At 61.4% G+C, this 20,522-nt stretch carries 20 protein-coding genes; 13 read left to right on the top strand and 7 right to left on the bottom strand.

Annotation, left to right across the window (positions count from 1 at the left end; all coding sequences use genetic code 11):
- Positions 1–52: 52 nt before the first annotated feature.
- Positions 53–1,312, bottom strand: a complete 1,260-nt coding sequence (locus OKW87_RS07795) for a DUF1996 domain-containing protein (RefSeq protein ID WP_265543662.1) — start codon at positions 1,310–1,312, stop codon at positions 53–55.
- 263 nt (positions 1,313–1,575) lie between these two features.
- On the opposite strand from OKW87_RS07795, the gene OKW87_RS07800 reads away from it, so the two are divergent.
- From OKW87_RS07800 to OKW87_RS07815, 4 genes are all read left to right on the top strand, one after another.
- Positions 1,576–2,307 carry a PEPxxWA-CTERM sorting domain-containing protein gene (locus OKW87_RS07800; RefSeq protein ID WP_265543664.1) on the top strand — a complete coding sequence of 244 codons (732 nt, stop codon included), beginning with the start codon at positions 1,576–1,578 and terminating at the stop codon, positions 2,305–2,307.
- A 427-nt stretch (positions 2,308–2,734) separates the two neighbouring features.
- On the top strand, positions 2,735–3,325 hold the full coding sequence (locus OKW87_RS07805; RefSeq protein WP_265543667.1) for a PEPxxWA-CTERM sorting domain-containing protein: 591 nt from the start codon (positions 2,735–2,737) through the stop codon (positions 3,323–3,325).
- 92 nt (positions 3,326–3,417) lie between these two features.
- The gene (locus OKW87_RS07810) at positions 3,418–4,005 is read left to right on the top strand and encodes a L,D-transpeptidase family protein (RefSeq protein ID WP_265544047.1); all 588 of its coding nucleotides are present in this window, start codon (positions 3,418–3,420) and stop codon (positions 4,003–4,005) included.
- A gap of 123 nt (positions 4,006–4,128) precedes the next feature.
- Positions 4,129–4,653 (top strand): CAP domain-containing protein, encoded by a 525-nt coding sequence (locus tag OKW87_RS07815; protein WP_265543669.1) that lies wholly within the window; start codon positions 4,129–4,131, stop codon positions 4,651–4,653.
- Positions 4,654–4,669: 16 nt separating this feature from the next.
- Here the strand turns inward: OKW87_RS07815 and OKW87_RS07820 are convergent, their stop codons facing one another.
- Positions 4,670–5,647, bottom strand: coding sequence for a cell wall hydrolase (locus OKW87_RS07820; RefSeq protein ID WP_265543671.1), 978 nt, complete (start codon positions 5,645–5,647; stop codon positions 4,670–4,672).
- Positions 5,648–5,788: 141 nt separating this feature from the next.
- Between OKW87_RS07820 and xrtV the strand changes: the two genes are divergently transcribed.
- From xrtV to OKW87_RS07845, 5 genes are all read left to right on the top strand, one after another.
- On the top strand, positions 5,789–6,787 hold the full coding sequence (gene xrtV / locus OKW87_RS07825) for an exosortase V (protein ID WP_265543673.1): 999 nt from the start codon (positions 5,789–5,791) through the stop codon (positions 6,785–6,787).
- Positions 6,771–7,493, top strand: coding sequence for an exosortase-associated protein EpsI, V-type (epsI, locus tag OKW87_RS07830; protein WP_265543675.1), 723 nt, complete (start codon positions 6,771–6,773; stop codon positions 7,491–7,493). Before xrtV ends, epsI begins: the two co-directional genes overlap by 17 nt.
- Positions 7,494–7,520: 27 nt before the next feature.
- On the top strand, positions 7,521–8,411 hold the full coding sequence (locus OKW87_RS07835; protein ID WP_265543677.1) for a SurA N-terminal domain-containing protein: 891 nt from the start codon (positions 7,521–7,523) through the stop codon (positions 8,409–8,411).
- A gap of 94 nt (positions 8,412–8,505) precedes the next feature.
- Positions 8,506–9,525 carry a glycosyltransferase family 4 protein gene (locus tag OKW87_RS07840; RefSeq protein WP_265543679.1) on the top strand — a complete coding sequence of 340 codons (1,020 nt, stop codon included), beginning with the start codon at positions 8,506–8,508 and terminating at the stop codon, positions 9,523–9,525.
- Positions 9,519–10,697, top strand: a complete 1,179-nt coding sequence (locus tag OKW87_RS07845) for a glycosyltransferase family 2 protein (protein ID WP_265543681.1) — start codon at positions 9,519–9,521, stop codon at positions 10,695–10,697. Before OKW87_RS07840 ends, OKW87_RS07845 begins: the two co-directional genes overlap by 7 nt.
- A 9-nt stretch (positions 10,698–10,706) precedes the next feature.
- On the opposite strand, the gene OKW87_RS07850 is transcribed toward OKW87_RS07845, so the two are convergent.
- Both OKW87_RS07850 and OKW87_RS07855 read right to left on the bottom strand, forming a co-directional pair.
- Entirely contained in the window at positions 10,707–11,483 is a 777-nt protein-coding gene (locus OKW87_RS07850; RefSeq protein ID WP_265543683.1) for a WecB/TagA/CpsF family glycosyltransferase, read from the bottom strand.
- Positions 11,480–13,012: a tetratricopeptide repeat protein gene (locus OKW87_RS07855; protein ID WP_265543685.1), complete on the bottom strand. Its 1,533-nt coding sequence runs from the start codon at positions 13,010–13,012 to the stop codon at positions 11,480–11,482. The genes OKW87_RS07850 and OKW87_RS07855 overlap by 4 nt, the downstream gene beginning before the upstream one ends.
- 89 nt (positions 13,013–13,101) lie before the next feature.
- On the opposite strand from OKW87_RS07855, the gene OKW87_RS07860 reads away from it, so the two are divergent.
- The 4 genes from OKW87_RS07860 to OKW87_RS07875 are packed head-to-tail and all read left to right on the top strand — an operon-like array spanning position 13,102 to position 17,257.
- On the top strand, positions 13,102–13,776 hold the full coding sequence (locus OKW87_RS07860) for a polysaccharide biosynthesis/export family protein (RefSeq protein WP_265543687.1): 675 nt from the start codon (positions 13,102–13,104) through the stop codon (positions 13,774–13,776).
- A 25-nt stretch (positions 13,777–13,801) separates the two neighbouring features.
- A complete protein-coding gene (locus OKW87_RS07865) occupies positions 13,802–15,016 on the top strand; it encodes a hypothetical protein (protein ID WP_265543689.1) in 1,215 nt (404 codons plus the stop codon).
- Positions 15,013–16,497, top strand: coding sequence for a Wzz/FepE/Etk N-terminal domain-containing protein (locus tag OKW87_RS07870; RefSeq protein ID WP_265543691.1), 1,485 nt, complete (start codon positions 15,013–15,015; stop codon positions 16,495–16,497). Before OKW87_RS07865 ends, OKW87_RS07870 begins: the two co-directional genes overlap by 4 nt.
- Positions 16,469–17,257 carry a CpsD/CapB family tyrosine-protein kinase gene (locus OKW87_RS07875; protein ID WP_265543692.1) on the top strand — a complete coding sequence of 263 codons (789 nt, stop codon included), beginning with the start codon at positions 16,469–16,471 and terminating at the stop codon, positions 17,255–17,257. The genes OKW87_RS07870 and OKW87_RS07875 overlap by 29 nt, the downstream gene beginning before the upstream one ends.
- A 168-nt stretch (positions 17,258–17,425) precedes the next feature.
- Here OKW87_RS07875 and OKW87_RS07880 read toward each other — a convergent pair whose 3' ends face one another.
- The 3 genes from OKW87_RS07880 to OKW87_RS07890 form a co-directional block, all read right to left on the bottom strand.
- A complete protein-coding gene (locus tag OKW87_RS07880) occupies positions 17,426–18,085 on the bottom strand; it encodes a PEPxxWA-CTERM sorting domain-containing protein (RefSeq protein WP_265543693.1) in 660 nt (219 codons plus the stop codon).
- A 231-nt stretch (positions 18,086–18,316) separates the two neighbouring features.
- Complete coding sequence (locus OKW87_RS07885; RefSeq protein ID WP_265543695.1) at positions 18,317–19,558, bottom strand: glycosyltransferase; 1,242 nt, start codon at positions 19,556–19,558, stop codon at positions 18,317–18,319.
- On the bottom strand, positions 19,555–20,502 hold the full coding sequence (locus OKW87_RS07890) for a glycosyltransferase (RefSeq protein WP_265543697.1): 948 nt from the start codon (positions 20,500–20,502) through the stop codon (positions 19,555–19,557). The genes OKW87_RS07885 and OKW87_RS07890 overlap by 4 nt, the downstream gene beginning before the upstream one ends.
- Between the last annotated feature and the right edge of the window lie 20 nt (positions 20,503–20,522).

Raw genomic sequence — 20,522 nt, forward strand, 5'->3', positions numbered from 1 at the left:
ACGCATGAAATCAACCAAATACCGGCCAAGAGATCCGGAATCTCCGCAAACCTCAGTTTGGGGGGGGCGCCGGCACCAGGCGTGGCTTGGCTTTCCAGGAAAAATCCAGCGCGCGCTTCATCTGCTTCCCATTTCCAAGATCACCGCCCGAGCAGTTAAGCATCTTGTTGATGCAGTTTGTCTCCCACATCATCATAGTCTCGTCGTCCCACGCCCCAAACCAATCGGCATGGAATGTGCTGCCCGGCGTCATCGAATGTCCCGGCATGATGTCCGAAGAAAGGTGCCATCCAGGAAGGCTGGCATCCGTTGTATAAAAGGATGCAATCGTGAAAGCCGGGATTATATAGGGATGCGTCGATGGGCACTTAAGATAGCCCCAATCCCCATAGCTGCCGTACGCCACATGGTCTCGGTGGTTCTGACTGTCGAGATCGATGCCGTTCCAGCAATCCGGCGCCTGCCCCCGGACCTCCAATTGGTAGTCGGGCGGGCACCCCTTGATCGCAGTCGAAATATCTGGCGAATTCGGGTTCAAGGCCTTTTGGCCGTTTTCACCGACGCAGGTATAGACGAACGAGCCGGTTGGCGCGGTGTCCGAGAGCATGTCGTATCCAAAGATGAAGCGCAGGCCGCGCGGCAGCCCCACGCAGGCTATCCCCTGGCGCTTACAGTTCGGATCGTTCGCAGGAAGCCGCTTATAATAGATCGTCACGAAATCAGGTCGGACGACACTACCCTTGCCGTTGAGCATGGCCGGCTGCCAATAGGCCGAGCGATTGAGTTTGTTCTCGCACGTGCTGTCGCCTGATCTTCGCAGGCTCTCATAGGTTGAGGATGCATTAGCCTGCGTGTTTCCATAAAATTGATGTAAATGCGATTTGCCGGGCTGGCCCGGATAGACGATCGGGTCGTCGGCGCTCACATGACCAGCGGTACAGATTAGCCGGAATGCGCCGACCACGTCCGGCGCGGCGCTGGCGGGCACGGCGCCCGTGCCCCACGCCGGAACGAGCAAGGGTTTCGTCGGAAAATTGCTGGCAATCCGTGGCAGGCCCACGCTGGGAACGCCCGGTGCCTGGGACGCAAGCTGCGAGATCGTCGTCGACTGCAGCACCGCTCCGTCTCGCCGAGGGTCAGGTGGCAACCGATCGCGATCTACCGGGCCTGCAGAACAGACATCATCCGCGACAAGGTGTGGAAAGCTGACGGTGACCATCGTCGTGGAAGCGATGGCGGGACAGCTATCCTGAGCCGCTGCAACAGGGCTGACCAGGCAGCCGAGTGCAACCAGAAGACAACGAATCATCATGCCCCCTACTACTCTTCGATGATGGCTCGATCCATATACTCTCGCGGTCGCCCTTCGCGACGGCGTTGATCGCCTCCCAGCGATATGTAACTCGGGATCAGTCATCGCGCTTCACTTCGCTTCGGGGCAACTCAAACCACCAAAGCAAATGTATCGTTATGAGACTAAGAGCAGCGTGCCATAAGTACTTGACCGTAACGCATAATTAATAATAATGCCAGTCGCCGGGCAGATCGCTCCGGGGCAATCTTGGAGTATCTGATATGCGTGGGCAACTCCCCTCTGCCGTGTGTGCGGCGATTATTTTTGCGTCCACACCCGCACTCGCCGATCCAACTGTCGATGGTGCCGTCAGCGCCGGCGAATATGGGTCACCGACGGCAACCGTCGCCACCGACTCCGCCGCGCCGACGTCCAACTTCGGCGCCCCAGGCAACAGCGCGACCGCGGGCTACGACATCCGCCTGGCCAGCGCGAATGACACGCTTTTTGGCGCGATTACGCAAACCGGCGGGACCACCGCGGGCTCTTTCGCCAACCTTTATTTCGACATCGACCCCGTCACCGGTAGCGGTGGCTCCGAACTGGGTATCGAAGTCACCAACGGGCGCGGTTTCGTCGCGGGCACATCCAACTATTTCGACATCAGCTCAGCGATCAATTATTCGGTCGTGACGCTGGCGGGCTTGACCACGACCGAATTCTCGATCGCGAACAGCGTTTTCCGCGACTTCATTGCGGGTGCCGCGTCGGCAGGCTATTTCTCCGGCGGCTATACGCCACAGAATGTGCGCCTGAACCTGTCGCAGAGCCTCAGCTATAGCGTTGCCGGAGGCGCTTCCTACGGGTCGGAGCGTCTCGGAAGCTTTAGCGTTGCCGCGCCGACCAGCGCGGTTCCCGAGCCGACCACATGGGCCATGATGCTCCTGGGCTTTGGAGTTGTTGGCTCGGCGATGCGTCGCCGAAAGGTGCGCGTGAAGGCTGCTTTCGCCTGAGATCGTCGCAGGAATGTGATGTTGAGGCCGCCGGCTCACGGGCCGGCGGCTTTTTGGCGTGTTGAGGACGCTGTTGCTAGCAGACTCGCATTGGGTTTTGTCCGAGTCGGACGGGGGCTTCCTCGAAGCAGCCTGCCGCCCTCTAATACGCTCAGTCTGGTCGCTTCAAAGCACGTTAACTTCATTCTTGCCGCAGAAAAGATTTATGTGCATAGTTAATGGCTTTACAGCGCGTCTCACAGTGGGATTACGTGCCGTCGATTCGATATAGATTGCGCAACTTTAGACCGACACTAAGTGTTATACAGATCGATGAGTAGGCCCAAGCGTGCGGGCGGGTATATCGAGAGCATAAGCTGTGAGAGCATCACGTTTCCTTAAGATCGCGGCCGGGTTCGCGGCGCTCGCATTAACTTCGGCGAGCACCATGATCATGGCTGCAAGGGAAACAGGCCCAACGGCGGGTGCGCCCGACCCGTTGGCGGAATTGGCGCGGCGTTCGCCGGGCGGACGCGCGGATGGCGCGATATATTCCACCAAGCCGTCGAAGCTTCTCCCGGCAATGCTCACTGGCGGCATCCAGCGCCCGACCGGCGAACGCGTTTTGGCGAACATCCGTCGTCGACCTGCCGCCCAGCTCCAGCCCGAAGGCGTTGATGCGGGATCGAACCCCTTTGTCGATGAGCTAAGCTTCCGAGAGGAGCAAGGGCCCGATATAATGGCGCCCGGCTCAACTGAGACCGGCCTGATCGAGATCCCGCTGCAGGAAGCTATCCTCACGGGACCGGGCCTGGGCGGAGCATCAGTTATCCCGTCGGCGGGCGGCCCCGCGGTCGCAGGCGTTTTGCCAGGACCCATGCCGACGGCGACGCCCACATTCCCCACCGGACCCATCGCGCCGCCGGTGTCCGCGGTTCCGGAGCCGACGACCTGGCTGACGATGATGATTGGCTTCTTCGTAATCGGAGGTGCGATGCGCAGGCGTCGCTTTTCGGTTCGCCGGCGTCAGCCTCTCTAACCAGGCGACCGCAGAGCCTCGGAGGGCATTGAGCAATGCTTAGACCCGGTCGAGCCGTCTCCTTCTTATTGCTCGCCGGCGTCGGCATTCTAGTGGCGTGCTTGCTGATCGCGTTCGTCCGGGCGCCCGTGCCCGTGGCACCACCTGCTCCTGTGGCCATCGCTTTTCCAGGGCCAAAACCGCAGAGCACGGCGCGCATCCTATTCCCGCAGGAAAAATTCCCCACGCTCTCGCTTCCAGGAGGCCAGACGCGCCTGGTCCGCAGCCTGTTGAAAGTCAGGAAGCCGCTTCGGTTCGGTGGATATGTTTGGAAAAGCGACGATGTTCCGCAGGGCGACGTTTGGGTTCGCGTCGACCTCAGCCGCCAGACGCTTTCGGTTTTTCGCGCCGGCCACGAGATTGGAACGACCGTGATCCTGTATGGGACCGGAGGAAAGCCTACGCCCGTCGGTACGTTCCCGATCATCGAGAGAGCGAAGCAGCATCGCTCGACAATCTATGATGCAGATATGCCGTTCATGCTGCGACTGACCAATGACGGCATCGCCATTCACGCGAGCAATGTCCGGACCGGTTTCGCCACCCATGGTTGCATCGGGATTCCGCTCGCTTTTGCGCGCCTTCTCTACGATCAGGTGAGCCGCGGAGACCTCGTCGCGATAGTCGGCTCCGTCGCCTGACAATCGTGCGGCTGTCGCGGCGAAGCAATATCGACATCGTTAACTCTCGCTAACCGAACCTCTTAGCGCGGTGAACACGGCTGTGCGGCTAACCATCTGGCAGAGTTGCGAGGTGCTCTTGCCGTGTTCCTTAGATGGTCAAATCATCGGATTCTGCGCCTGCTGACCGCGACGGCAACTCCGCTGCTGATGGGAAGCACCGGACTTACGACAAATCTCGATCAGCGCGTGCTGGCCGCGCATAATCGCGAGCGCGCGGCCACGGGCACGCCGCCCCTGCGGTGGGATGCCGGGCTCGCAGCTTCCGCGAAGGCATGGGCGGAGCATCTGGCGGCCGCAAGCCGCTTCGAGCATGCACCGGAGAACCCAACTACGCCTGAAGGCGAAAACCTCTGGGCCGGGACGAAGGACCATTATTCGGCCGAGGCGATGGTGGACGCCTGGATCCGGGAAAAGCGCTATTTCAAGCGAGGGAAGTTTCCGAACAACAGCGTCACCGGCAGAGTGGCCGATATCGGTCACTACACCCAAGTGGTATGGCGCGACACTGGTCAAGTCGGGTGCGCGATGGCCAAGGGAAGAGCCGAAGATATTCTGGTCTGTCGCTATAGCGACGCTGGCAATTATGAAGGCGAGGTCCCGTTCTAGCCGGAAAAGACCTGATCTAGCGCCTGCCCTCGCGAACGATCAACTCACCCTTTTCCTCATCCGCTCGCAAGGCTGGTGATATGCCGCCCGACGGGAAGGAAGAGCGGGGCGCCTCGAGGCGAGCTACATCGTCCGCCTGAAGATACTTCCGCGGCGGCAAGGATCCGCTTTCCTCAACTGGCATTGCCTCGGCCGTAATTTGCGGGGACACAATCGTCGCCTCCGCTACTTTTGCCGCGTCGCCGGCATAAACGCCCCTGAATGCAGCGCGCCGTCCCCAGGACCCAGCATAGCGATAAAAGATGTGATTACCGATCGACGCAATCTTTTGGAGCGACGAGGACCAATAGGGCACTACATAATCGGCATGATAATTGGTCGCCATGCCGACAGACGGCTCAACGTCCCCCGACAAGGTGGAAAGGGCGACTTTGCGTGCAACTTCCCACCCACGCGCGCTGGGCCTTCGGCCCAGGCTTCCGTCGCAGGTAAAGCTGAACTGACACCCAGTCGAAAGTTCAGACCCCTGATATATGACGCCGCATATCGTCTTTGGATAAGCCGGATGACGAAGCCGATTAAGGATCACTTGGCCGACCGCACGCTGCCCTGAAATCGGCTGACCCGCGGCCTCATAATAGATCGCGGCCGTCATGCATTCACGCGCAGCATCAACCGCGCCCGCGTCGATCTGCGCTTGCTGTAGGATGAACGGCAACGCCTTTTCGAGCGCGCCCTGCACTATGGGCACTGCCGAATTCTCGGCGACGGCATCCGTGGGCGTCAAGGGTTTGTAGAGGTTAAGCGGCGCCGCTGGCGGGATGGCATCCAGCGCCCTTCGTTCGACTTGCGTCCTCGGCGCCTGTGACGATCTGGTAATGTCACCCTGCTTCCAAGGCAAGTTGGCGACGAACGGGATCGCTACCGCAAGCCCAGCTATTCCCGCCGTGACGATCCATATGCGCTTCTGTTGCGTAGATGCCGGTTTGCTCACGGTCTTCGGGCCCAGTCATTTTTTCGGCTCGATGGCTATCAAAACGCCGCTTCGAGGGGGACGGATTGCTCCATCTTCGGACGCTCCTCAAGGGTTTAGTTCGATTGCTATCGTCGGATGTGTCCGATAAACGGGCAGTCGATGGCCGACATTCGAAGATTAGAGACTTCCAGAAAAATGCCTCCCGAAATATCGCTCGGCGAAGAAATGAGTCAAAGCCGCGGGCGCGACTTTAGGTCGCTGAGGCGTTTATCGCCGCCGTTGGTCATGCTCATATTGGGCAGCCTGGCGCTGAGCATCCCGACCCTGATCTATGTGGCGCAATCGACATGGGTGACCGAACAGGGGGGGCACGGGCCGATCGTGCTGGCGACCGGTCTATGGTTGCTCTGGCAATTATTCCCCTCGGCGCGCTCGCTTTTCCAGGCGCCGCCCTTGTGGCGGCCGCTCGTGCTTTTCGCCCTCATCATTCCCGTCTATCTGGTCGCGCGCATCTCGCAGATCGTCGAGGTGGAGGGCTATGCCATGTACGCGATGCTGCTCATCGCGCTTTACAGCGTAATCGGTGGGCCCGCGATGCGGCGACTCTGGTTTCCGTTGATCTATCTGGGATTTGTGTTTCCGCCGCCCGACACGGTCGTCGCGTTTATCACCATGCCCATGAAGGCGATGGTGTCTCAGGCGGCCATCGCGCTGCTTGCAGCGCTCGGCTATCCGATCGGCGGCGCCGGAGTCATGATCGTCATCGGCCAGTATGAATTGCTGGTAGCGGCCGCCTGTTCTGGGCTGAACTCGATCATAACCTTGTCGGCGCTCGCGCTTTTCTATGTCTATGTGCGCCATCAGGCGAATCCGCTTTATTCGCTGCTCCTGGCGCTGACGGTAGTGCCGATCGCGCTGATCGCCAATTTCGTGCGGGTGCTGACGCTGATCCTCCTGACTTATTATGCAGGCGATGCCCCTGCTCAAGGATTTCTACACGATTTTGCGGGACTGCTGACCTTTGCAACCGCACTGGGCGCAGTGCTGCTGGTCGATGCCGTCGCCCTGCGGGTCTGGACGCGCTATCGCAAGACGGATGCGCGTCAGGGAACTGTGACGGCTGGGCGAGAGGATCAGGGCGTTGCTGACCGAGGATAATCCGGGCTTGTTCAAGCGTCGGCATCTCGTTTTTGGCGGGCTGCTCGCGGCGATCTCGGCGGTCGGTTATGCGCGTATACCGCCACGCCCGACGAGTCGGCTCGCTGCCGGCACGCTGGAGGCGCTGGTGCCGAACCGCGTGGGAGACTGGTCGGTCGCTGGGGCGAGCGGCGTCGTGTTGCCGCCACCCGATGCCCTGTCGGATCGGCTGTACGATAATCTCGTCACGCGCGTATACACCTCGCCAAAGCAGCCGCCGATCATGCTGCTCATTGCCTACAGCAATGTTCAGGACGGCCTGCTCCAGGTGCACCGCCCCGAATTCTGTTACACCGCCGGCGGGTTCGATCTCAGCCCTACCGAACAGATCGATATCGTCCAGGCCTCGGGTTCGAAGGTCGGCGGTAACGCATTCGTCGCCACAGCATCGGCCAGAACCGAACAGGTTTTATATTGGACTCGGATCGGCGATATCTTCCCGCAGAGCTGGATCGAGCAGCGTATGGCGGTCGTTCGCGCCAATCTCGACCACTCATCGCCCGATGGGCTCTTGGCGCGCGTATCGTTGCTGGATAACGATCATGAGGACGGCTTGTCGGTCGCCCGAAAGTTCATCGCGGAACTGGATCGGGATGCACCCGGGCCACTCAAGAAAATTCTGTTCGGAAATAATCAGAGCGCGCCTCATGGACGGGCAAAAGCATGAGGCGGGCCAAAGCATGAGGAATGTCACGTGAAAAACGTAGCGATGATTGGTGGGATAGCTCTCGCACTTGTGTTGGGCGGTTGCCAGAAGAAGGCCGAAGGCCAGGTTGCGGCTGTCGTGAATGGTGAGGAGATCACGATTCAGGAAGTCAATTCCGAGGTCGGAGCCGTCGATCTTCCGAAGTCGGTCGACAAGGATGCTATCCGCCAGCAGGCATTGCAACGCATCATCGAACGGCGTCTGCTGGCCCAAGTCGCCAAGGAAGAAGGGCTCGACAAGGACGGAGAGTATCTGATCCGCCGTCGGGCATTGGACGACAATCTGCTGGCGCAGATGCTCGCAAAAAAGATCGGCGCGACCATTCGGATTCCCGAAGCGGCTAAGCTGGACGAGTATATCAAGAAAAGCCCGGCGATGTTCGGTGGACGGGAGATCCTGACCCTAGACAGAATCCAGTTCGCGGTGCCGGCGGATCCAACCACGCTGAAGCCGCTCCAGGCGGCGCGGAACATGGATCAGGTGGAAGCGACGCTTAGACAACTTAACATTCAATTCTCGCGTGCGCCCGCGGAACTTGACACGGCGAGAACCCCTCCGGCGATTCTGAGTCAGATCAACGCCCTCCCCAGCGGGGAGCCGTTCATCCTGCCCCAGGGGCGCAGCGCGACCGCTGCAGTCGTGACCGCGCGGCGCGCCGTGCCGTTGGCCGGCGACGGCGCCAAGCCGGTCGCCGCCAATGCCGTGCGCGAAGAGGAACTGGCCAAGGCTATCGAAGGGCGCCTCAAGGCAGCCACGTCGGCCGCGAAGATCGAATATCAAACCGGTTTCGCACCTGCCAAGCCGAGTGCTGCGAAAAAGGCGGCATCACCCGCGGCGCCGGCCGCATCGCCTGCGACGCCCGCGGCACCGCCCAGGTGACGATCCCACGGGCGTATCATGACGCTATGCCTGTGACGCCATGAGGATCCTGTTTGCCTTGCCCGGCTTCCATCGTTTCGAACGAGGAGCCGAAGTGGCGCTGCTGGCCGTGGCGCGCGAATTGGCGCGTACGGGCAATGTCGTGACGGTCATGGGCTCCGGCCCTCCCCGTCCCGATACGCCCTATGCGTTCAAGCAGGTGCCCTCGCTGCGGCGCGAACGGTTCGAACGATTCCCGCGCATCCCGCCGTTGCGAAGCGATGTTGCGTGGGAAGACGCGACATTCGCGTTGTCGCTGCTGCGATCATACCGTCCCGAAGATTTCGACGCGGTGGTGACCTGCTCCTTTCCGTTCACCCACTGGGCGTTGCGGCGACCTGCCCGCAGCAAACCGGCGCAAATCTTCGTCACCCAGAATGGCGACTGGCCAGCAACCAGCGAATCGGCTGAGTATCGAACGTTTCGCTGCGATGGACTGATCTGCACGAACCCCGATTTCTTCGAGCGCAGCAGGGCGCGATGGAACTGCGCGCTGATCCCCAACGGGGTATCTCCCGGGGCCTTTTCTCCGGCACCTTCGGATCGTGCTCGGTTTGGCCTGCCCGAAGGACCGCCGCTCATACTCATGGTGAGCGCGCTGATCGACAGCAAGCGCGTGATCGAGGGGATTCACGCGGTCGCTCGCGTTCCAGGCGCGCATCTGGTCGTCGCGGGCGATGGCGCGTTGCGGAATCGTGTCTCCGAGGAAGCGAACCAGCATTTGCCGGGGCGCTTCACGCGCCTCACCGTGTCCGCAGCTGAAATGCCGGCGCTCTACAACAGCGCGGATGTCTTCCTGCACATGTCTCTGTTGGAATCTTTCGGGAATGTCTTCGTCGAAGCCATGGCGTGCGGACTGCCGATCGTGGGACATGACACGCCCCGACTTCGCTGGATCGTCGGCGACCGGGAGCAACTCTGCGACACCGAGAGTCCGGATGCGCTACATCAAGCTCTGGAGCGCGCGCTGAGCCTAGAAAAAGGATCCCCGGATGATCGTGTCGCCCGCTTCTATTGGCCCCAGATAGCGGAGCAATATCATCGCTTCCTCTCCGGGATCGTCGGGGGATGCTGATCGCCTCGGTCGGATGGGCCGTTGCGGTCCTGCTCGGTGCCCCGCTGACGATCTATTCGACAGAGATGATCGCGGGGCTGCGGCGGGCGCGCCCTTCGAAGGCTGGAGATTCACCCCCCCCCGCCAGCGTTGCGATTCTGATACCCGCGCATAACGAGGCGGCCGGGATTTATGCGATGCTGGTGGAGTTGACGAAATCGGCGCCCGCTTCCGCGCGCTTGGTCGTGATCGCGGACAATTGCAGCGATGATACCGCAAGCGAAGCGCGGCGGGCCGGCGCGACCGTCGTCGAACGACATGACACCGAGCGCAGGGGCAAGGGGCACGCTCTCAGCTTCGGGCGGGATTATCTGACCGCCACTCCGCCGGACGTGGTGCTCGTCATCGACGCAGACTGCCGGATAACGCCGGGAACGGTCGAAAAGCTGGCCGCGGCCGCACACAAGTCCCAGCAACCCGTGCAGTGCGTGAACGTGCTCGAACCCGATCGGGATGCACCGCCGCTGGTCCAGATTTCTAGCTTCGCTCTGCTCGTCAAGAATGTCGTCCGCGCGCGGGGCATGCGGCGCCTTGGAGGCACCGCGCTGCTCACGGGCACAGGCATGGCGTTTCCCTGGGCAGTGTTTCGGGGATCGGAACTGGCCACCGGCAACATCGTCGAGGATTTGGCGCTCGGCATCGAGCTGGTCCGGCGGGGATATCGCGTCGGGCTGGTTTCCGACGCGTCGGTGCGAAGCGCCTCGGCGCATGTCGATGATCTGCTCGATCAACGCAGGCGGTGGGAACAAGGCTTTTTCCAGACCGCAAGGCGATGGGCGCTGCCGACGCTGGCCCACGGCATATCCACGCCGTCCCGGGCGTCCTTGATATTGGGCCTTCACCTGATGGTGCCGCCGCTCGTCAGCCTGTTTCTCGCGGCGTTTGCGGGCATCTTTCTGTTGCTCGTCCTTGCCGTGGCCGGACAAGGAATGGGACCCGTGCTCGCGCTGATCGGCCTGATGGCACTTGCCTCGCTCGTGACGTTGGTCGCCTGGGCTCGAGAGGGCCGGGCAACTCTCACGACTCGCGCCTTGCTGCTCGCACCCCGCTACCTTTTGTGGAAGATACCGATGTATCTGAACATGCTGCGGACCCGCCCACCCCAGTGGATCCGCACGCGCAGGCGGCCCTGACGGCGCTGGCTAGCGCTGCCGCCACCAGATTGCGAAAATCCGGGGGCCTTCGAGCAAATAGCGACGCCACAATCGGCGTGGCTCCTGCCCCAGGCGATAGGCCCATTCGAGCGATGTGCGCTGAATCCAGCGCGGCGCACGCCGTTTGACACCGGTCATGAATTCGATCGACGCGCCGACACACAGCGCGACGCCGCCTGCCCGTCCGCGCTGCTCTATCCGGTGGGCGACGATCTCGCTCTGTGGTGCCCCGATCGCGAAGAAATTGAAGTTGCACTTCTGGGCTTCGACGAAGTCCGCGATCGCATCCTGCGCATTGACGTCGCGCAGGACATGCATCGGCGGCTCGTGATGAAAGAAACGGATGTGGGGCCAGCGGTCCGCCAGTGAATCGACCTGCTCCAGGGTCCCGCCGATGACCGCTACCCTGTCGCCCGGACGGGTCCACGTCTCGAGGAGCAGCCGGGTCATGTCGCTCCCCGGGAGCAGCGAAAGCTTGATTCCCGAGACCGCGGCCAGTTTCAGCAAAATGCGGCTATCGCACACGGTCAGCGCGGCGCCTGCATAGGCGTCTACCAGCGCATCTCCCCCCGCGTCGCTTCGAGCCGCTTCGAGCTTGATGGCGTGATCGACATTGGGCGTCACGACATAGGCGAATGTCGGTGCGTCGGCCAACTGCCGGATACGCTCGAGTATTCGATGTTCGCTCAATGTCGTGAAATCAAAGCCCAGAAACCGGCGGGAATCCGGCGCGCTGCCCTCGCCGGGCGCAACGTGCACCGTCACCGCTGCAACCTCCCGAGCAGGTTGCGAGGCCGCTCACCGGGCAATGGATCGAGCACATAGGCGCTGGCGGCCATCTCAAGACGGCGCTCGGCGTCCGGCTTGCATTGTTCTTCCGCGATCCGCGCGCAGGCATCGACAAGCATCTTCCATCCCATCGTCGCCGAAGGCGCGGCCCGCGTGATCATGCGTGCGACCGCAATCGCCCGACCTTTGTCGCCGGCTTGGAACGCGCGGGCGGAATAAGCGCGGGCGATCAGAAAATCCTGTGGCTTGGCCGCGAGGGCCGCGTCATAGGCGCGGCTCTCCCCTTCCCAATCCTTCGACGCGCGCCAGGCATTGGCCAGCTGAATGTACCCGCCTGAATTTTGGGGGCATTCGGCGATTGCGCGCTGTGCATCGGTAATTGCAGCACGGGTTGCGCCGCGCCGGTTCGCGGCATTAGCCCGCCCGATCAGCGCATCGCATTGCGTGACATCGGCGGAGAGCACCTCGGCGATGTCCGTCATGGCTCGCGCATCCGGCCCGACGGAGAGCTCCACGCGCGCGCGCAGTGCCTTCGCCTCGACCGAAGTTGCGGAACCGAGCGTCGCGAGGGCGCTTCCAGCTTTCCCGATGTCGAGATAGTAGCGTGCCGTCTCGATCCTCGAGAAGGGAGTGCCGAAGGCTTGCTGACGATCTGACCGAAGCAGTGCCACCGGCTCGACATCATATTGCTGCCACAGAGAAACGATCCGCTCCATCGACGAGCGAGACAGGTCCGGACGCGCAAGCAGCGCAGTGACCAAGATGCGGGCTCCGGCAACATCACCGGTCTTGTAGCGCAGATTCGCTTCGTCAAGGCGCAACGGGATGTCGCGCGGGCGCAACGGCGCGAGCTTGCGGAAATAGGTCAGCATCGCAGCAGCGTCCGAACGCTCGCGATGGAGTTCGAGATAGGTCAGGAGGATGATGTCGGGCGGATCGGACCCGGCGCTTCCATCGTCCAGTACCCTCAACGCATCGGCAGTATTTCCCTGCTGGAACAGTGCGCGCGACTTGAGGATCAGCCCGCGAACATCGCGCGGATCCTGGGCCAATATCTTGTTTGCGCGCTCGATTCCCTCATCCGCCTTATGCTGCGTAAGCTTGAGGAGACCGATGGTGAATGTCGCATTCGGATCGCCGGGATCGATGGTCAGAACACGATTGGCCGCCCGCTCGGCCTCCTGCCACCGTCCCACGCTGATGCCGAGTTGCGAGATGGCTTGCAGCGCCTCCATGTTGGTCGCGGCCAGGCTGCTTGCGTTCGAATAGGCGTCGAAGGCTTCATCCAGGGAGTCGCGTGCAAGCGCCACACGCCCCTTGAGAATGTAAAATTCCGGCACATCATCGCGCTCGGCGATGGCCGCGTTTATGCTCGCCCGTGCCCCATCCAGTGCGCCCGACTGCAATTGTGATTCTGCCTGGATCGCCAGTTCGCGCGACCTGGTATCTCGGCTGCTGCACCCGGCGAGCAGGACCGGGATGATCCAAAGTGCGACACGGCCCAAGAGACGACGACGGGTATGCGGCTGGCGCGTTTCCATCTTTCGCGTATATCAGTGGAGTATAACAAGTCGATGGTGTAGAGGGTCCAAGTATGAATGTCTCCGGAAAGTATATCGCTTTGTGGGTAGTAGTTGCCCTGGCAGGGCAGCTTTCCAGCGTCTCGGCCTATGCCCAAGATGCGGCAGCCCCGGGCGCCGTGATCCCCGCCTCGAATGGCGCGGCGCGGTCGCAAGCAACGGCCTCCGCGGGCACTGCGACCCCAGGATATCGGGTCAATGCCGGAGACGAACTCAATATCTACGTCTGGGGCGAAGATCGCCTCCAGCGCGACGTCCGCGTTCTTCCGGACGGCTCCTTCGCGTTTCCGCTGGTCGGACAGGTCAGCGCGCTCGGCAAGTTGCCGATCGATATCGAGGCGATCCTGAGCGAGCGACTGCGCGAACAATATCGGGGCCAGGTTCCCAAGATCACCGTCTCTGTGAAAGCCGCCGACGGCCTTCAGTTTTCGGTAATGGGACGGGTGAAGTCCCCGGGCGCCTTCGCGCCGGGCCGCTATGTTAATATTCTGGAAGCGTTGAGCCTTGCCGGGGGGCCGACCGAGTTCGCCAGCCTCGACAATGTGGTGATCCTGCGCAAGCGGGGTACGCAGCTCGTGCCGCTTCGTGCGCGCCTTGCGCCGCTTTTCCGCACCGGCGTCAGCAGCGGCGATCTCGATCGATCCGCCGTGATTGCGATTGAGCCGGGTGATACGGTCATCGTGCCTTAACCGGGCATCTTGGGGGGCAGTGAAAATGACGGTAATGTTGAAGCGCGGTGAAAGCGCCGCGTTCGCGGTCGTGGTCTTGTTCGGAGGCTTTCATGCGTCCGATTGCCTGGCGCAGCGCAACGTATCTGCGGACGTGTCGGCCGGCGCTTCGTTCGCGACGAATCCATTCCTCTCGTCGGGCGACGAAACGAGCGGGGCGTCCGCATTCGTGGAAGTGGCGCCCCGGATTTCCGAGGAGAGCGAAATTTCGACGTTTCGCCTGAGCGGGATCTTCCGGATAGAACCCTATGCACGGCGCTACACTACGGATGCCGTCGCTGGCATCGACCTTGACTTGACTCGCAAGCAGTCCGAGCGATTTGCGATCCGCGCTGGCGCGAGCGCCAATACCAATCGCTCAAGTGCATTGGACGCCCTGTTTTCGAACCGGAGTCTCAATACTCCTGGGGGCGCAGAAGCGCCGCAAATCAACGACGTGACCTTTATCGGACAAGCAGCTAGGACGACGACGATCGCGGTTCGTGCCGGCGCGACTTACCGACCCGGTCCACGTGATATGGCGAGTGTTGATATTTCGGCGTCCGCTGCGCGCTTCGACACCAATAATCTGGCGGAGTATAATTTCGCTTCCCAGAACTTCGCATATTCCCGCTCGGTGTCCGAGCGCATGTGGCTGAGCTTCATGCTGGCATTTAGCGAGGTGGATTATCTGCGTGGGGAAGCCGGGGATGGCTTCAGCGTCACGCCTATGTTGGGCGGCGAGATGCAGTTGTCGTCCGGCCTAAAAGCGTCGCTCAACGTGGGTTTAACCTACTCGCGCTCGAGACTTCCCACCGGATCTATGTCCGAAACGACTGCATTCGCGGCACGGGGAAGCCTCTGTAACACCGGGGAACGAACAGAGATTTGCTTTAATGCCGATCGGGGCGTCCAGCCTACTGCCTTGGGCGGGTTGCGCACGATGGACAATGTCTCGCTTTCGCTGAGTCGCCAGGTTGGAATTAAGGATCGTTTGCGGCTCAGCGCCAATTATACGCGCAGCGGCGAAGGCGCTGGGCCGACGACGATCGGCGCTGCGTCCTTCTTGGGCGGTACGGTCGACATTTCGCGCCAGATCAGTCCCCGGATTTCCGTTTTCGGTTCGGCAACCTATGCCGACATATATGAGGACCTAGTGTCGCGGAAGGCAAACGTTCAGGTGCGGGCGGGCTTCCGACTTCGAGTGGGATCGACTGAATGAACAGCGTAGGCTTTGGCGAGAACGAAGGAGCTTCGGAGGCTGGAGAGAATTTTATCGGGCAGATTCCGTCGATCTTGTGGCAGCGCAAGTGGTGGATGATTTTCTCGATCCTGCTGGGAATAGCGGCGGCCGCCGCAGCCATATATCTCCTGCCCACAATCTATCGCTCGAGCGCGGTGATCCTGGTCCAGTCGCCCAAGCTCCCCGGTGACCTCGTCGGCGCCAGTCAGCCGGACAATGTGGATCGTCGCGTCGCGCGGATTCGTGAACAGATCACCAGCCGGCCCGACCTGCTCGCCCTGATCGACACGCACGGCCTCTATCCAGGAGAGCGCGCCCGCCAGCCCCTTTCCGAAATCGTCGAGAAGATGCGGTCGGCGATCGTGTTGACCCCGGCTGCGAGCGCAACGGGCGAAGGATCCAGCGACAAGACGATCTCATTCGAACTGTCCTTCGACTATCCGCAACCGGCGCAGGCCCAAGCGGTTGCTCAGGATCTGGTGACGCAGATACTCGAGCTCGACGCCAGCCAGAATTCGACGCAGGCGGCGAGCACCGTCCAGTTTCTATCCGACCAGTCCAACGAACTTCAGCGCCAGATCAGCGCCCTCGAAGGACAGATCGCATCGATCAGCGCGCGGAATGGGCGTGCTTTGTCCGGCGGCGCTCCGGTGATGACCAATTCCGGGGGATTGGAAGTACAAATTTCTACGCTGCAGCGGGAAAACGCCCAGCTGCGTGCGCAGCGTCAGGCCGCATCCATCGTCGATGATCGCGATCCCGGTGTCGCTGCAGCGGAAGCACAATATTCGGCGGTTCGCGCAATCTATTCAGATCAACATCCCGACGTGATCGCTGCCCGCCAGCGTATCGAGGAAGCCAAGGCGCAGGCCCGCACGAAGCCGAAGGCCTCGATATCAAATCAGATCGAGCAGCAGATCGCTTTTAACGAGTCGCAGATCGCCGCGTTGCAGGCGTCGCGCGGCAGAGAGAGCGCTCAGATTGCCACCGCTTTGGAGGCGCAATCCAGGGGCCCACTGGCCGAGCAGCAGATCGCGCAGCTCCAGCAGCGGCTTACCGGCTTGAACGAACAGATGAAGTCGGTTTCGGGCCGGCTTCTGGCGGCGAGGGCGGGCGTTCGCGCCGACGACGAGCAGATGGGTCAGCGTCTGTCGATCGTCGAGCCCCCGATCATTCCCGATACGCCGCATTCGCCGAACCGGTTATTGCTAGGTGGCCTGGGTGCCGGGGGCGGTATTCTGCTGGGCCTGCTGCTCGCCTTTGCCGTTGAAATGATACTTCGTCCTGTGCGGAGTCCCCAGATGCTCAGCGCAATTCTGGGCGAAGCGCCACTGGCGGCGATTCCGATCATCCGTTCGAAATCGGCGTCCGCGCGGCGCCGCGGCCAGCGCGGATGGTTCGGTAGGCTCCTCAAGCGTAAGCGCCACGGTCGTGGCCAAGGAACGCCCCTCGATGATTAATCACCCGGCCACCGGCGGCCTCCCCGCCCTCAGCAGCCTTCCGATATTCTCGCCCGAACTGGAGACGATCAATCGTCGCCACATCATCGGCTTCGAAACCCGCAACGCGGATTCTCGCCCGTTCAACCTGCTGAGGACGCAGGTTTCGAAGAAATGCACGGCGAATGGCTGGTCGGTCATCGGCGTGACGTCCGCTGAACCGGCCGCGGGCAAGTCATTCGTGTCGCTGAATCTGGCGGCTTCGATGGCGCGCGTCGGGGATCAGCCGGTATATTTGCTCGATCTCGATCTGACGCGCGCATCGGTGGCCCGTTACATGGGCATGACGCCGGAGTTCGGTTTGTCCGACTATCTGAGCGGCGAAGTCGATTCGCTGTCGGCGCTCGGCTGGCGCGTAGAAGCGACCAATTTGGCGGTCTTCCCGACGGTTCATCCCGTCAGGAACAACGCCGAATTACTTTCTGGACCGCATTTTCGCAGCTTGATCGACACGATCCGGGCGCATGACGGGCAAGGGATCGTCATCTGCGATCTGCCCCCTGCCTTTGCCAATGACGATGCGATGATCGTGATCCAGCAATTGGATGCCTATCTGCTCGTCGTCGATGGCAGCAAGACGACGCGTCGGCAGGTCATCGAGAGCCGCGCGATGTTCGAGCCAACGCCGCTTCTCGGAACCGTACTCAATCGCTACCAAGGCGGAGTGACGGATCCGTACGGCTACAGTGGCTATTCGCAGGCCTATCGCAAATATTATTAGAACGCGGCGATACTCTCGGCGTGAACTGAAAGCGATCGGGGCGATGTAATCGCCGCGGGTTGGCGCGGCCTGCCCGCGCGGCGGACGCGGATGTCAGCGAAGCATTCCGGACGCAAAAAAACCGGGGCAATTGGATTGCCCCGGTTTTCTTCTGCATTGATCATGCAATTAGTTGAACGCGATACGCCCGCGAGCTGCAGTCGGGCTACGACGGCGCATAAAGCCACCGATCACACCGAAGCCCAGCAGCATCATCGCCCACGTTGCAGGCTCAGGAACGGCAGCAACCGAAGTCGATGAGAAGCCGAACGAGTCAGCGTTCGAAGTCGGGCTGCCGTTGAAGGTAACCTGTGCCGTGGTGTTGTCGCTGAACATTGCGGTCAGCGTGTTCGTGCCGTTGAACAATGCGGTACGGAAGTCCGCGCTGCTGCCGGGGCCGAAGTTCACCGTGAACGTTGAGTAGGCGCCCGGATCAAAGTCGGTAGCGTCGTAGGTCAGCGTCGCGAGCTTGCTCGAGAAGGATACGCTCGGAGCGGACATGCTGGGCTGATTGTCGACTCCGGGATTGAAGCTTCCGCCGCCGAAGTTCGAGAGCGCTGTGATCGTCGACGACGTGGTTGCGTCAAGCGAGAGTACAAGTGAGAGCAAATACGGAGTTGTCGCCGAACCCGGCGTGGTGTTTACCACGCGGAACTTCGGAGTATCGTCATTGCCGCCGCCGTTGGGCGACTGCAACGGCGCACCAACCTCGACCAAGAACTCGCCGGCGTTAGCAGGCGATGCGATGGCGGCTGCAATTGCCGCGCCCAGTACGAATACCCTCTTCATTCCCTTATCTCCCAAGCAGTAAAACCCGGCAAACCGGGCTCACTAATCCACGTTAATAGAAACCAAAAAAACGGATGTGACGACTCGCCTCGGAACGCCCGTTAATTTTTCGTTAGCGCTCTCAGTAGGATGAGTCGACCTCTTATTACGCTAATCTGCAGACGTTTCCCTTTTCGGGACAGAACGATCGAGCCTGAGCGCAGGGACCTACCAATATGTAGGCGCGTAAGCTCATTCTTCGAAGGTTATCAAATCCGGTGCAGACATAACCTGTCTCGAAGTGAAGCGCTCGAAAAGTGGCCTGACTGCGTGGTCAATGTCAAATTCGACCGCAACCCGCTGCTTCGCGCCGCGAGCGAGACGGTTTCGCAAACTTTCATCGACACAGATGCGGCGAAGCGCGTCCGCGAGACGTTCCCAATCGCCCGGCGCAAAAAGAATACCCGTTCCATTAGGTTCCACGAGTTCCGGTATTCCAGCGACCCAGCTCGATACAACTGGCTTTCCTAAACCCAACGCCTCGATGAGGACCATGGGCAGTCCCTCCATGAGGCTTGGCAGAACTAGAACGTCAGCCTCGGCAATCCGCGTCAGCGTCTCCAACTCGTCGAGGCGGCCCGTGAGCTCGACGCGTTCGACCAAGTCGTAGTCACGCACGGTGCGTGCTAGAGCAGGGCCTTCAGGGCCGTCGCCCACAAGGACCAGCTTGGCGTCGATGCCTTCTGCGACGATCCGGCGAAATGCACTCAAGAGGCCTGCATGGCCCTTTTCGGGCGATAACCGACCTACGCAGATAATCGACAATGGACCCGCGGGGCTTAGTTGCTTCGCCGTTGGCAGCTGCGCAAATTCGAGCCCGCATCGCGTGACGAAGATCTTCTCCCACTGATCGGGTTGCACCATTCGCATTGCCTGGGCCTTCATAAACCAGGACGCGCAAGACACGAAGCTCGCCTGCCTCACCTTGTCGCCAAGCAATGCGCCGGCCGGATAGTCTGTCTCCGAGATACCGTGGACGGTGAAGCTCCAGGATATTCCGAGAAACTTGGCTGCGAGGAGCCCGACCGTCGCTCCGCTATTTGCGAAATGGCTATGGATGTGGGTCGATCCCGCCTTGCGGACATGGCCCGCCAATATGATGGCTTCGACCAGATGAAAAAGCGCCCAGAAAAACGACCGCAACCCCGGTACGCGGTGACTAAGCGCGAGGCGCAGCGACTTCGAAAACCGGATTGGATTGAGGAAAATCGCCCGGACACATTCAGCGCCAATCTGAACGAAGGGTGTAGCCTGGACGACCCTTGTCACGCGGCGTTCCTCAAGGTCGATCTGGCTGTCGTTCAACGAATCAGTTGCGCGGATGGAAACCGTCTCGATCGAAATGCCACGGCGGCGCAAAGCGGCAATCTCGCGCCGGATGAACGTGTGAGAAGGCGCGGGATATTCACTGACGACGTAGGTTATCCGCGTCATTTATAGGTTACCGCGTGCCGCTGGACGCCCCGAGCGGACCTGAACAGCCAGATCATCAGGCCGGCCAATTCCGCCCCCTTGCCAACAGTGAACAATGCTGCTTTTCGCCAACCCAGCGATCGCGAAAGTCGAGCGATTTGAAGCAGCCATGCGGCCGGCGCCAGGAACAGCCAGAGCGGGTGGGCGAACGCCGCCAGGAAGATCCCCCCGATCGGGACCAGCCCGGCCCAGAAGAGCGCGCGTCGCAATTCCGACGCATAGAGGCGCTCGTCACGATCGGACGAAGCGTGCCACGCCTGCGCATAGCCGATCCCACTTCGTGTCGCGCGCTTCCACCACTGCCCGAAGCTCATCATTGCCGCGTCGTGAGTCGTCATCGGCGAGTCCAGGCGCCACACCTTCCAGCCCAGCCCGCGGATGCGCGCGCACATTTCAGGCTCCTCGCCCGCCATCAAGGAGGTGTCGAACCCACCGGCAGTATCGAACACGCTTCGCCTCACCAAGAAATCCCCGCCGCACGCCCGCGCTTCCCCGATCGGGGTGTCCCACTCCTGATCGCAGACCTTGTTGTAGAAACTCGCATCTGGAAATCGCTCGCGCCGCCGGCCGCAGGCAATGGCAACGTCGGGCCTCGCATCCAGGAACCTCGCTGCCGTCGCGATCCAATCGCGATCGACCTCGCAATCGCCGTCCACGAATTGAATGAACTTGCATCCGGGCTGCACCAACGCGGCCTTCCAAGCGCCCTCATTTCGCGCGCGGGCAGCGCCGAAAGGCGTGGCTGGATCCAACGCGACCACCTCCGCGCCATGCACGGCGGCAAGCTCGACGCTGCCATCGGACGACCCACTATCGACATAGACGATGGCGAGCTGTTGCGCGGCGAGCGACAGCAGGCACCTGCGCAGCCGCTCCCCCTCGTTGCGGCCGATGACCACGGCCACGACACGCCCTGTGGAACTCG

Source organism: Sphingomonas sp. M1-B02, from assembly GCF_026167525.1.
In the GTDB taxonomy this organism is placed as follows: domain Bacteria; phylum Pseudomonadota; class Alphaproteobacteria; order Sphingomonadales; family Sphingomonadaceae; genus Sphingomonas.